Here is an 11,530-nt window from a genome sequence, read left to right on the forward strand (position 1 = left end):
TTAGGCGCCGAAACAATGATTGTCATGATATTATTATTCGGATTGACATGATTTGGATCGCCGCGCATCGTTAGGCCATCACTTGTCTCAACAGGGAGAGACATGCATGGCCGCACCCATTATCCGCATCGACAACATCACCAAGCGCTACGGTCCCTTGACCGTGCTCGACGGGTTGTCGATGGAGGTGCTGCCGGGCGAAAAGCTCGCGCTCATCGGCCCTTCCGGCTCCGGCAAGACGACGATCCTGCGCATCCTGATGACGCTGGAAACGATCAGCGGCGGACATATCGAGGTCGAGGGCGACCAGCTCTACCACATGCCGAAGAACGGCAGCCTCGTGCCAGCCGATGACCGTCATCTGCAGCGGATGCGCGAGAAGATCGGCATGGTCTTCCAGCATTTCAATCTGTTTCCGCACAAATGTGTTCTCGACAATGTCACGCTCGCGCCGATGTTGACGAAGGGCGTGGCGAAGGCCGCGGCGGAGAAGCGGGCGATGGAGCTTCTCGACATGGTGGGCCTCGCCGACAAGGCGAAGAACATGCCCGCGCAATTGTCCGGCGGACAGAAGCAGCGTGTTGCCATCGCCCGTGCCCTCGCGCTGTCGCCGAAGATCATGCTGTTCGACGAAGTCACTTCCGCGCTCGATCCCGAGCTCGTCGAAGAGGTGCTGAACGTCATGCGCAAGCTCGCCGCCGAGACCGACATGACCATGCTGCTCGTCACCCACGAGATGGGTTTTGCCCACGACTTTGCCGACCGCATTCTCTTCTTCGATCGCGGCAAGATCGTCGAGGAAGGCAAGCCGGACGAGATTTTCCGCAATCCCAGGCAGGAGCGCACGCAGACGTTCCTGCGCAAGATCATCGCGGCCGGGCACCGCGTCTGAAGGACATTCCTTCGGAGATATGCCCCAAGCAACAACCAAGGACAGCCAGAGGAGTTCGGAACGATGAAGATCAGGACGTTATTGACCATGGCCGCCGGCGCGAGTGCGCTGATGGCAATCGCCACCGCCATGCCGGCTTCGGCCGATGACGGCAAGCTCGCAGACCTGAAGGAGCAGGGTTTTGCCCGCGTCGCCATCGCCAACGAGCCGCCGTTCACGGCGGTCGCTGCCGACGGCAAGGTTTCGGGTGCTGCTCCCGATGTCGCCCGCGAAGTCTTCAAGCGGCTGGGCGTCGCCGACATCGTCGCGTCGATTTCGGAATATGGTGCCATGATCCCGGGCCTCCAGGCCGGCCGCCATGACGTCATCACCGCAGGCCTCTTCATGAAGCCGGAGCGCTGCGCGGCTGTCGCCTATTCCCAGCCGATCCTCTGTGATGCGGAAGCCTTCGCGCTGAAAAAGGGCAACCCGCTCAAGCTGAAGAGCTACAAGGACATCGCCGACAATCCGGATGCCAAGATCGGCGCGCCGGGCGGTGGCACGGAAGAAAAGCTGGCGCTCGAAGCCGGCGTGCCGCGCGACCGCGTCATCGTCGTTCCGGACGGCCAGAGCGGCCTGAAGATGCTGCAGGACGGTCGCATCGACGTGTATTCGCTGCCGGTGCTTTCGATCAACGATCTCGTTTCCAAGGCGAACGATCCGAATGTCGAGGTCGTGGCGCCGGTCGAAGGCGCGCCTGTTTACTGCGACGGTGCGGCCTTCAAGAAGGGCGATGAGGCGCTGCGCGACGCCTTCGACGTCGAATTGGCCAAACTGAAGGAGTCCGGCGAGTTCGCCAAGCTCATCGAACCCTACGGCTTCTCGGCCGCGGCGGCGATGTCGACCGATCGCGATAAGCTCTGCGCGGCGCAGTAAAGCATGGTGGATTTGCCCCTCATCCCGCTGCCGCGACCTTCTCCCCGTAAACGGGGAGAAGGGACTGGTGGTTTGGTTTTCTCCTTCCCGATGACTTTCAGGGGGAGGAAGCCGGTTCCTGTTTCTCCTTCGCCCCACTCGCGGAGAGAAGGTGCCGGCAGGCGGATGAGGGGCATGGCTCCACTGTCTTCAACGGGATTGCACGCATCATGACCGACTGGTCCGGCTATATAGGGCTGATCCTGCAAGGCGCGCTGGTGACGCTTCAGCTCACCGTCATGGGCTCGGCGCTCGCCGTCGTCATGGCGTTCCTTGCGGGGCTCGGCCGCGTCAGCCGCTTCATGGCCGTGCGGGTGCTGGCCACCACCTATATCGAATTCTTCCGCGGCACGTCGATCTTCGTCCAGCTCTTCTGGGTCTATTTCGTGTTGCCTTTTGCCGGCGTTACGCTCTCGCCGCTCCAGGCCGGTGTGCTGGCTTTGGGCCTGAATGTCGGTGCCTATGGTGCGGAGGTCGTGCGTGGTGCGGTCAAAGCGATCGGCCGCGAGCAGCGCGAGGCCTGCATTGCCCTCAACCTGACCCGCGGCCAGGCCATGCGGCATGTCATCCTGCCGCAGGCGCTGCCGCTGATGCTGCCGACCTTCTGCAACAATGCAATCGAGCTTCTGAAGGGCACGGCCGTGGTCTCGCTGATCTCTCTCACCGACATGACGTTCCAGGCGCAGGTGGTGCGTGCCCAGACCGGCAGTACGTTGATCCCCTTCGCGACGATCCTCGTGCTTTACTTCCTGATGGCGCTTGCCATCTCCACCAGCATGCGCTGGCTGGAACGGCGCGTTACCCGCGGCCTTGATGGCGTGAGGACCTGACGATGGAATGGGACTGGAACTTCGTCTGGGAAATCATGCCGACCCTGCTTGCAGGGTTGAAGATCACCATTCTCGCGACCGTGCTTGGTGCTGCCGTCGCCGCTGTTGTCGGCCTCATCTTCGCGATCCTGCGCATGACGGCACCAAAGCCGATCGCAAGGGCCACCGGCTTTATCGTCGAGTTCATCCGCGGCACGCCGCTGCTGGTGCAGCTCTACTTCATCTTCTTCGTTCTGCCGGATATCGGCATCCGCCTGCCGGCGCTGATGGCCGGCGTCATCGGCCTTGGCCTGCACTACGGCACCTACGCGGCCGAAGTCTACCGCGCCGGCATCGAGAACGTGCCGCGTGGTCAATGGGAGGCCGCGAAGGCGACGAACCTCACCGGCCGGCAGACCTGGATCCATGTCATCCTGCCGCAGGCGATCCCGCCGATGATCCCGGCACTCGCCAACTATCTGATCGCCATGTTCAAGGAGACGCCGCTGCTTTCCGCCATTACGGTGCTCGAGCTGATGAACCAGGCAAAAAGCGTTGCCAACAGTAGTTACCGCTATATCGAGCCGATGACGATGGTGGGTGTCTTCTTCCTGATCATGAGCCTGATCTCCGTCGTCTTCCTGCGCTGGCTGGAAGAACGCTACGCCCGGGTGGAGGAACGCTGATGCAAACGCTTGATCTCACGCTCGCCTCTCGCGCGCCAAAACTCGATGACCGCCCCCTGGCCAAGCGCGTCGGCCTGATCATCCTTGCGACCGACCACACGACGGAAGTGGATTTCCAGCGCATGGTCGCAAGCGACCGCATCGGCGTCTATTCGACCCGCATCCCCTATGCCAATCCGGTCACGCCGGAGAACCTGCGCGCCATGCAGCCATCGCTGACGGCGGGAGCAGCACTCATTCTGCCGGACGAGCCGCTCGACGTGGTGATGTACTCCTGCACCTCCGCCTCCGTCGCCATCGGCGATGCGCAGGTGCAGGCAGCGGTGCGGGCTGCCAAGCCGACAGCGACCGTCGTCACGCCCACTGCCGCCGCGGCATCCGGCCTCAAGGCGTTCGGCGCGAGGCGTATTTCCGTGCTCACGCCTTACACGCTCGAAACCAGCCGGCCGATGGCCGACTACTTCCTGGCGCTCGGCTTCGACATCGCCCGCTTCACCTGCCTGGGCCTCACCGACGATCGTGAGATGGCCCGGATTTCCCCCAGCGACATCGTCGCCTTCGCTAAGGAAGCGATGGCGCCCGATAGCGACGCGCTCTTCATTTCGTGCACCGCCGTGCGTGCGGCCGGCGTAGCGGCCGAGATCGAAGCCGCGACCGGCAAACCGGTTGTCACCAGCAACCTGGCCACAGCCTGGGCCTGCCTGCGCCTTTGTGGTGATGAAACCGCAAGACCGGCGCTTGGCCGGCTCATGACACTCTCCTATGCGGGCCGGTAAGTCATGGCACATGAAATCCATCCCGTGACCTTGGCGGATATCGAGCAAGCTTCCCGACGGATCGAGGGTCGCATCCTGCATACGCCCTTCGTCCCTTCGGCGTCGCTCACCGAGCTTTGCGGTGTACCGGTCGGCCTCAAGCTCGAACACCACCAGACGACGGGCAGCTTCAAGCTGCGCGGCGCGACGAACGCCGTGCTCTCACTTTCGCCGGACGCGCGGGCGAGGGGTGTCGTTGCCGCCTCGACGGGCAATCACGGCCGCGCGCTTGCCCATGCGGCCAAGGCGGAGGGGTCGGTCGCGACGATCTGCATGTCCCGACTGGTGCCGGACAACAAGGTGGCGGAAATCCGCAGGCTCGGCGCAACCGTGCGCATCATCGGTAGATCGCAGGACGAAGCGCAGCTCGAGGTGGAGCGTCTGGTCGCTGAAGATGGTCTTGTGATGGTGCCGCCTTTCGACAATCCAGCCGTGGTGGCGGGGCAGGGCACATTGGGGCTGGAGATCATCGAGGCCATGCCGGAGGCAGCGGTCGTGCTTGTGCCGCTGTCCGGCGGCGGGCTGGCTGCGGGTGTCGCCGCGGCGGTGAAGGGCCGGTCGGCGAAAACGCGCGTGATCGGCCTTACCATGGAACGCGGCGCGGCGATGAAGGCCAGCCTCGATGCGGGGCGGCCGGTGCAGGTCGAAGAGGTGGCGAGCCTTGCGGATTCGCTTGGCGGCGGCATCGGCCTCGACAATGCCGTGACCTTCGGCATGTGCCGCGCGCTGCTCGATGACGTGATCCTGCTCTCCGAAGCCGAGATCGCTGCCGGTATGCGGCATGCTTATGCCGAAGAGCGTGAGGTCGTTGAAGGAGCAGGGGCGGTCGGTATCGCGGCGCTGCTCTCCGGCCGGCTCGGCAGGCTGGAGGGGCCCGTTGCCGTCATTCTATCAGGCCGCAATGTGGATATGGGCCTGCACCATCGGGTCATCAGCGGCAAGGCTGATCCGTTTGCGGAGGAAGCGGCATGACGAAGATGAAGATACTCACCGAGGCGGAACTGCGCCGCATCGTTCCGCTCGATCTGGAGGCGATTTCCTGCGTGGAGGACGCCTTCCATGCGCTTGTCACCAAGGCCGTCGTCATGCCGCCGATCCTGCGGCTCGACATGCCGGAGCAGCGTGCGGAGGTCGACGTGAAGACCGCCTATGTGCCGGGTCTCGACGGTTTTGCCATCAAGATCAGCCCCGGCTTCTTCGACAATCCGAAGATCGGTCTGCCGAGCACCAACGGCCTCATGGTGCTGTTCTCGACCAGGACCGGCCTGGTGCAGGCCGTTCTGCTCGACAACGGTTATCTGACCGATGTGCGCACCGCCGCCGCCGGCGCCGTTGCCGCTCGATATCTGTCGCGCCCCGATGCCGCGGTCGCCGCCATTTTCGGCGCGGGCATGCAGGCCAAAATGCAACTCGAAGCCTTGAGCCTTGTCCGCCCGATCCGCGAGGCGCGCATCTGGGCTCGGGATGCGGCAAAGGCGGAGGCGGCTGCGGCGGACCTGACGTTGAAGCTTGGCTTCCCCGTGTGGGCGCAGACCGATGGCCGATCAGCGGTCGATGGTGCTGACATTGTCGTGACCACCACGCCCTCTGAGACGCCGATCCTTCAGGCGGAATGGCTGCAGCCCGGGCAACATGTCACGGCGATGGGCTCGGACGCAGAACACAAGAACGAGATCGCGCCAGCCATCATCACCGGCGCTGGCCTCTACGTCGCCGATAGCCTCAAACAGACGCGCCGCCTCGGCGAACTGCACCATGCCATAGAGGCCGGATTGGTGACGGAGGGCACGCTTTTCCCAGAACTCGGTGAGATCATCGCCGAGCGCAAACCGGGCCGCACGGCCCCCGAGCAGATCACCTTGGCGGACCTTACCGGCACGGGCATTCAGGACACGGCCATCGCAACCCTTGCTGCCGCTCGCGCCGCCGCAACGGATGCCGGCACGACCTTCGAGAGTTGAGACCGGCTTTTTGCCGGGTACAGAGGAAACACCGATGAAACAAGCGAACCTGAAGTTCTCACTTCCGGAGTATCAAACGCGCCTTGAGAAGACGCGAAAGGCCATGGAAGCCAAGGGTATCGACGTGCTGATCGCCAGCGACCCGTCGAACATGAACTGGCTGACGGGTTATGACGGCTGGTCCTTCTATGTGCACCAGTGCGTCATCGTGCCGCCGACCGGCGAGCCGATCTGGTATGGCCGCGGGCAGGATGCCACCGGCGCGAAATTCACTGCCTATCTGAAGCACGAAAACATCATCGGCTATCCGGACCACTATGTGCAGTCCACAGAGCGGCATCCGATGGATTATCTCGCGGCCAAACTTACCGAACGCGGCCTCGACAGGCTGACGATCGGCGTCGAGATGGACAATTACTGGTTTTCGGCCGCGGCCTTCGCCTCGTTGCAAAAACACCTGCCGAATGCCCGCTTCGTCGACGCCACGGCGCTCGTCAACTGGCAGCGTGCGGTGAAGAGCGAGACGGAAATCCGCTACATGCGCAACGCCGCGCGCATCGTCGAAACGATGCACCAGCGCATCTTCGACACGATCGAAGTCGGCATGCGCAAGTGCGATCTCGTCGCGGAAATCTATGACGCCGGCACGCGCGGCGTGGACGGCATCGGCGGCGACTACCCGGCGATCGTGCCGCTGCTTCCGTCTGGGGTGGAGGCGTCCGCGCCACATCTCACCTGGGACGACCGGCCGATGAAATCGGGTGAAGGCACCTTCTTCGAGATCGCCGGTTGCTACAACCGTTATCACGTGCCGCTTTCGCGAACAGTGTTCCTCGGCAAGCCGACGCAGGCGTTTCTCGATGCGGAAAAGGCGACGCTCGAAGGCATGGCGGCGGGGCTGGAAAAGGCGCGGCCCGGCAATACCTGCGAGGACATCGCGAATGCCTTCTTCGCCGTCCTCAAAAAGTACGGCATCGTCAAGGACAACCGCACGGGCTACGGCATCGGCGTGTCCTATCCGCCGGACTGGGGCGAGCGCACGATGAGCCTGCGCCCCGGTGACAGAAGCGAATTGAAGCCCGGCATGACCTTCCATTTCATGACAGGCCTCTGGCTCGAAGACATGGGTTTTGAGACCACGGAAAGCATTCTGATCACCGACACCGGTGTCGAGTGCCTGGCCAACGTGCCGCGCAAGCTTTTCGTGAAGGATTGAGCCATGTCGGAGCATGCTCTGCGTCCCTCGCCGATAAGCCCCACGGTCGATTTTGCGGCCGAGGGCGTGCAGCACGGCTTTCTGCGCCTGCCCTACAGCCGCGACGACTCCGCCTGGGGCTCGGTGATGATCCCGCTCACTGTCGTTAAGAACGGGGAGGGGCCGACGGCCCTTCTCACCGGCGGCAACCACGGCGATGAATATGAAGGGCCGATTGCGCTCTTCGATCTCGCCCGAACGCTGAAGGCGCAGGATGTAACGGGGCGCGTGATCATCGTGCCGGCGATGAACTATCCGGCCTTCCTTGCCGGCACGCGCACGTCGCCGATCGACAAGGGCAACATGAACCGCAGCTTTCCGGGTGCCCCGGACGGCAGCGTCACCCAGAAGATCGCCGACTACTTCCAGCGCACGCTGCTGCCGCTTGCCGATATCGTGCTCGACTATCATTCCGGCGGCAGGACACTCGATTTCCTGCCGTTCTGCGCGGCTCATGTTCTGCCCGACGAGATGCAGGAGGCCAAAGCCTTTGAGCTCGTCCGCGCCTTCGGCGCGCCCTGGTCGATGAAGATGCTGGAGATCGACGCCGTCGGCATGTACGACACGGCGGCCGAAGACATGGGCAAGATCTTCATCACCACCGAACTCGGTGGCGGCGGCACGGCGACGGCGAAAAGCGCCGCTATCGCCAGGAGGGGTGTTGCCAATGTGCTGAAGGCAGCCGGCATCCTCAAGGGCGCGCTCGAGACGGCGCAAACGACCTGGCTCGACATGCCGGACGGCAATTGTTTCTCCTTCGCCGAGGATGGCGGACTTATCGAACCGGTCTTCGATCTCGGCGACGACGTAAAGAGCGGCGATGTCGTTGCCCGGATCTATCCCATCGGCCGCACCGGCGCACAGCCGCTGGAGGTGAAGGCGAAAATGGACGGCATTCTCACGGCCCGCCATTTCCCCGGTCTCGTGAAGTCCGGTGACTGCGTCAGCGTTCTGGCGGCCGTCGTCGTCTGATACCCAGCGGCTTGCAAGGAGAGTGGGCCGCGCTCACGAAGCGCGCGTCGCCGGTTGTCGGCGACGCTGGGGATGTTTGCCGTCTTTTCTCCGGTTCACTAACGTGCCGAAGTCTTCCAGCGAACGGCGAAAGAGACGCTGACCAGTAGCAGCGCGGCGGCGATAATGACCCCGACAAAAGCGTAGTCGAATGCGCCGCGGGCAAGGGTGATGACCTGATCGGCCTGTGCGGGCGCGAGCCTGTCGGCGAGCATCAGGGCCTCGTCCAGACTGTCGCGCGCCTGCGTGGCGTGTTCGGTTCCCGCGGGCAGGATCATCGCGCGTGAATACAGGGCGGACATCAGGCTGCCGAGCAGCGCGATGCCGAGTGCGCCGCCGAGTTCGAAGGAGACTTCCTCCACGGAGGCGGCCATGCCCGCGCGTTCTTCGGGGGCGGAGAGCATGATCACGGTGGATGCAGCCGTCATGGACGCGCCGACGCCGAAGCCCATCACCGCCAGTGCCGAGAGCCAGAACACCGTCGGCCCGTCGTGTATGGCGAGGAACACCGCGAGCGCGAGGCCTGTGAGCAGGAGGGAGCCCCACAGCACGCGCTCGCCACCGAGGCGCGGCAGCGCCAGACCGGTCAGCGGGCCGGCGAAGAAGGATGCGATGGGGATCGGCAGAATGAGCAGGCCTGCCTCGAGCGGCGAATAGCTCAGAACCAGTTGCAGCCGCTGGCTGAAGACCAGCTCCACGCCGATCAGCGCTGCCGAGGCGACAAGCGCCGTTGCCACGCCAGCCGAGAAGCGCGGATTGGCAAACAGCGAAAAATCGATCAGCGGCGCGGCACTGCGGCGCTGGCGGCGGATGAACAGCACCATGGCGACAAGGCCGATCACAAGCGCTAGGCCTGCCATCTCCCAGGAGGGATCACGCCGCCCGGCTTCCTTGATGGCATAGGTCATGCCCACGAGGCCGACCATCACCTGGATCGAGCCGACAAGATCCCACGGGCGGCTCCTGTCGCCGGCGCGGCGGGTCAACAGCACGCCGCTCGCGGCGAGCGCAACCAGCACCACCGGCACGTTGATGAGGAAGACCGAGCCCCACCAGAAATATTCGAGCAGCAGCCCGCCGACGACGGGACCCAGTGCCGCGCCGCCCGAGGCGACGGCCGCCCAGATGCCGATCGCAAGCGCGCGTTCCCGTTCATCGGTGAAGGTCAGCCGGATGAGCGACAGGGTCGCAGGCATCATCATCGCGGCGCCGACGGCCAGGGCCGCCCGCGCCGCGATCAGCAACTCGGGCGACGGTGCAAAAGCGGCGGCGATGGAGGCCGCGCCGAACACCACGAGGCCCGCCATGAACATCTGCTTGTGGCCGAGCCTGTCGCCGAGCGTGCCGAGCCCCGGCAAAAGGCCGGCGACGACCAGGGGGTAGGCGTTGACGATCCAAAGCTTTTCGGATGCATTTGCCGATAGGGCCTGCGTCAGGACGGGCAGGGCCGTGTATAGCACCGTCATGTCGATGACGATCAGGAACAGGGCACTGGAGACGACGGCGAGAACGAGCCAGCGTTTACCGCGAGACATTGACATAATCCTTGAGTCTTGATCCTTCGCACGGCTTTTTACGGGTTGCCCTGCGTTCGGCAGCTATATAAATACGATCGTATTGAAATGGAAGAGGCAAAATGGCGGGACGACCGCGCAGCATAGATCGGGACAAGGTGCTGGATGCCGCCGAGGGCATCGTGGTGGAGAGCGGCGCTGCCGGGCTGTCCTTCGAGGCCTTGGCGCGAGCGGCCGGCATCACCAAGAGTGGCGTGCAATATTGCTTCGGCACGAAGGAAAACCTGATCCGGGCGATGATCGAGCGCTGGGGCAACGGTTTCGAGGCCGAGGTGACGGCCCATGCGGGCGCCGACCAGTCGCCGCGCGCGATCATCCGCGGGCATCTGGCGGCCAGCCGCGACAGCGACGAGGCGGAACATTCCCGCTCGGCAGCCATGATGACGGCGCTGCTGCAAAGCCCCGATCAGGTGGCCTCCACCCGGATCTGGTACACCCAGCGCCTGGCGGGGCTGGACATGGAGAACGAAGCCGACAGGAAAGCGGCGCTTGCCTTCCTTGCCGGCGAGGGGGCCTTTCTGCTGAAGGCCTTCGGTCTCATCGACCTGACGCAGGCGCAGTGGGCCGCGTTGTTTTCCGATATGCTCGCCCTCGCGGGCGAGGGCAAAGACAAGGCGCCGCTTTAGAGCCGCTGACCGTCAGTCGTTGTCATCACGCCCGCCCCCGTATTCCAAAGCTTGCTTGAGGTGCTGGCGGAGCAGGGCCTCTGCCCATTCAAGGTCGGCGTTTTCCACCGCGTCGAGGATGGCGAGGTGCTCGCGACAGGACTGCTCGATGCGCTCGGCGGGCAGCTCGAAGAAGGCGGCGGATTCCTGCATGCGGCGCAGGTTGTTCTGGTGGCGGACAGCATCGGTCAGGAAGCGGTTGCCGGAAAAACCCGCCAGATTTTCGTGGAAGAAGGCGTTGACGCGGAACCATTCATCGCTGCCCGAGCGGCTGGCCGGATCGCTGAGGATGCGTTCATGCGCGCGGCGAATCTGCCCGGCAATGTCCTTGTCCACCTTGAAATGTGGTGTGCGCAACGCCGAACATTCGACGATGGCGCGGAATTCGTAGCTTTCGCGATAGGCTTCCTCGCCGACCAGCGTATCGACGAAGCGCCAGCCGTGACCGGGCAGGCGTTGCGCCAGGCCCTCGGCGGCAAAGCGCATCAGGAGCTTGCGCACGATGCCGCGTGAGACGCCGTAGCGCGGCATGAGTTCGGCTTCCGACACATCCTGCGGCAACGCGCCCTGGGCCCGCTCGCGCAGCATTTGCCGGTAGAGATCTTCGATTGGCGAGTTCGGCAGGATTTCGCTCAGGTTGAGCGTCGAGACGTCGCGCGCAACGCGAAGCCCGCGCGTTTCCATCGGCTGGAGCACGCCCTTTTCCACGAGCAGATCGAGCGCGCCGGTGATCGGTGAGCGCGACACGCCGAAGATCCGCGCCAGCTCCGGCGCGGACACGCGGGTGCCGACGCTCAAGCCCGCGTCGCGGATCCTGTCGATGATCCGGCGGGCCAGATCGAGCTGCAAAGTGCTGGGTCCGTCCGAGGGGTCGGCGTCCGAATAGTCCATGTCGTCCTCATCTCTGT

12 protein-coding genes are annotated in these 11,530 nt (G+C 64.1%); 10 read left to right on the top strand and 2 right to left on the bottom strand.

Going from position 1 to position 11,530, the window contains the following annotated elements:
- Positions 1 to 106 precede the first annotated feature (106 nt).
- From ehuA to doeB, 9 genes are all read left to right on the top strand, one after another.
- Positions 107 to 892: an ectoine/hydroxyectoine ABC transporter ATP-binding protein EhuA gene (ehuA, locus tag GR138_RS14500; protein ID WP_160859959.1), complete on the top strand. Its 786-nt coding sequence runs from the start codon at positions 107 to 109 to the stop codon at positions 890 to 892.
- 63 nt (positions 893 to 955) lie between these two features.
- Positions 956 to 1,807: an ectoine/hydroxyectoine ABC transporter substrate-binding protein EhuB gene (gene ehuB, locus GR138_RS14505; RefSeq protein ID WP_160859960.1), complete on the top strand. Its 852-nt coding sequence runs from the start codon at positions 956 to 958 to the stop codon at positions 1,805 to 1,807.
- A 209-nt stretch (positions 1,808 to 2,016) separates the two neighbouring features.
- Positions 2,017 to 2,676 (top strand): ectoine/hydroxyectoine ABC transporter permease subunit EhuC, encoded by a 660-nt coding sequence (gene ehuC, locus GR138_RS14510; RefSeq protein WP_160859961.1) that lies wholly within the window; start codon positions 2,017 to 2,019, stop codon positions 2,674 to 2,676.
- 2 nt (positions 2,677 to 2,678) lie between these two features.
- Positions 2,679 to 3,341: an ectoine/hydroxyectoine ABC transporter permease subunit EhuD gene (gene ehuD, locus GR138_RS14515; RefSeq protein ID WP_160859962.1), complete on the top strand. Its 663-nt coding sequence runs from the start codon at positions 2,679 to 2,681 to the stop codon at positions 3,339 to 3,341.
- Positions 3,341 to 4,117, top strand: a complete 777-nt coding sequence (gene eutA, locus GR138_RS14520) for an ectoine utilization protein EutA (RefSeq protein ID WP_420853648.1) — start codon at positions 3,341 to 3,343, stop codon at positions 4,115 to 4,117. Before ehuD ends, eutA begins: the two co-directional genes overlap by 1 nt.
- 3 nt (positions 4,118 to 4,120) lie before the next feature.
- The gene (gene eutB / locus GR138_RS14525; protein WP_160859963.1) at positions 4,121 to 5,128 is read left to right on the top strand and encodes a hydroxyectoine utilization dehydratase EutB; all 1,008 of its coding nucleotides are present in this window, start codon (positions 4,121 to 4,123) and stop codon (positions 5,126 to 5,128) included.
- Positions 5,125 to 6,117, top strand: coding sequence for an ectoine utilization protein EutC (gene eutC / locus GR138_RS14530; protein ID WP_160859964.1), 993 nt, complete (start codon positions 5,125 to 5,127; stop codon positions 6,115 to 6,117). The genes eutB and eutC overlap by 4 nt, the downstream gene beginning before the upstream one ends.
- Before the next feature lie 34 nt (positions 6,118 to 6,151).
- Positions 6,152 to 7,333 carry an ectoine hydrolase DoeA gene (doeA, locus tag GR138_RS14535; RefSeq protein ID WP_160859965.1) on the top strand — a complete coding sequence of 394 codons (1,182 nt, stop codon included), beginning with the start codon at positions 6,152 to 6,154 and terminating at the stop codon, positions 7,331 to 7,333.
- 3 nt (positions 7,334 to 7,336) lie between these two features.
- Entirely contained in the window at positions 7,337 to 8,344 is a 1,008-nt protein-coding gene (gene doeB / locus GR138_RS14540; protein WP_160859966.1) for a N(2)-acetyl-L-2,4-diaminobutanoate deacetylase DoeB, read from the top strand.
- Positions 8,345 to 8,442: 98 nt separating this feature from the next.
- Here the strand turns inward: doeB and GR138_RS14545 are convergent, their stop codons facing one another.
- Complete coding sequence (locus tag GR138_RS14545; RefSeq protein ID WP_160859967.1) at positions 8,443 to 9,918, bottom strand: MFS transporter; 1,476 nt, start codon at positions 9,916 to 9,918, stop codon at positions 8,443 to 8,445.
- A 101-nt stretch (positions 9,919 to 10,019) separates the two neighbouring features.
- Between GR138_RS14545 and GR138_RS14550 the strand changes: the two genes are divergently transcribed.
- Positions 10,020 to 10,583 (top strand): TetR/AcrR family transcriptional regulator, encoded by a 564-nt coding sequence (locus tag GR138_RS14550; RefSeq protein ID WP_160859968.1) that lies wholly within the window; start codon positions 10,020 to 10,022, stop codon positions 10,581 to 10,583.
- Between the two features lie 12 nt (positions 10,584 to 10,595).
- Here the strand turns inward: GR138_RS14550 and GR138_RS14555 are convergent, their stop codons facing one another.
- Positions 10,596 to 11,513 carry a GntR family transcriptional regulator gene (locus GR138_RS14555; RefSeq protein WP_160859969.1) on the bottom strand — a complete coding sequence of 306 codons (918 nt, stop codon included), beginning with the start codon at positions 11,511 to 11,513 and terminating at the stop codon, positions 10,596 to 10,598.
- Positions 11,514 to 11,530: the final 17 nt, after the last annotated feature.

The organism is Shinella kummerowiae, from assembly GCF_009827055.1.
Taxonomy (GTDB): domain Bacteria; phylum Pseudomonadota; class Alphaproteobacteria; order Rhizobiales; family Rhizobiaceae; genus Shinella; species Shinella kummerowiae.

Coding starts and splice junctions, on each gene's coding strand:
- GR138_RS14545 (WP_160859967.1), bottom strand. CDS start 9,918: ATGTCTCGCGGTAAACGCTGGCTCGTTCTCGCCGTCGTCTCCAGTGCC.
- GR138_RS14555 (WP_160859969.1), bottom strand. CDS start 11,513: ATGGACTATTCGGACGCCGACCCCTCGGACGGACCCAGCACTTTGCAG.
- ehuB (WP_160859960.1), top strand. CDS start 956: ATGAAGATCAGGACGTTATTGACCATGGCCGCCGGCGCGAGTGCGCTG.
- ehuD (WP_160859962.1), top strand. CDS start 2,679: ATGGAATGGGACTGGAACTTCGTCTGGGAAATCATGCCGACCCTGCTT.
- eutC (WP_160859964.1), top strand. CDS start 5,125: ATGACGAAGATGAAGATACTCACCGAGGCGGAACTGCGCCGCATCGTT.
- ehuC (WP_160859961.1), top strand. CDS start 2,017: ATGACCGACTGGTCCGGCTATATAGGGCTGATCCTGCAAGGCGCGCTG.
- doeA (WP_160859965.1), top strand. CDS start 6,152: ATGAAACAAGCGAACCTGAAGTTCTCACTTCCGGAGTATCAAACGCGC.
- ehuA (WP_160859959.1), top strand. CDS start 107: ATGGCCGCACCCATTATCCGCATCGACAACATCACCAAGCGCTACGGT.
- doeB (WP_160859966.1), top strand. CDS start 7,337: ATGTCGGAGCATGCTCTGCGTCCCTCGCCGATAAGCCCCACGGTCGAT.
- eutB (WP_160859963.1), top strand. CDS start 4,121: ATGGCACATGAAATCCATCCCGTGACCTTGGCGGATATCGAGCAAGCT.
- GR138_RS14550 (WP_160859968.1), top strand. CDS start 10,020: ATGGCGGGACGACCGCGCAGCATAGATCGGGACAAGGTGCTGGATGCC.
- eutA (WP_420853648.1), top strand. CDS start 3,341: ATGCAAACGCTTGATCTCACGCTCGCCTCTCGCGCGCCAAAACTCGAT.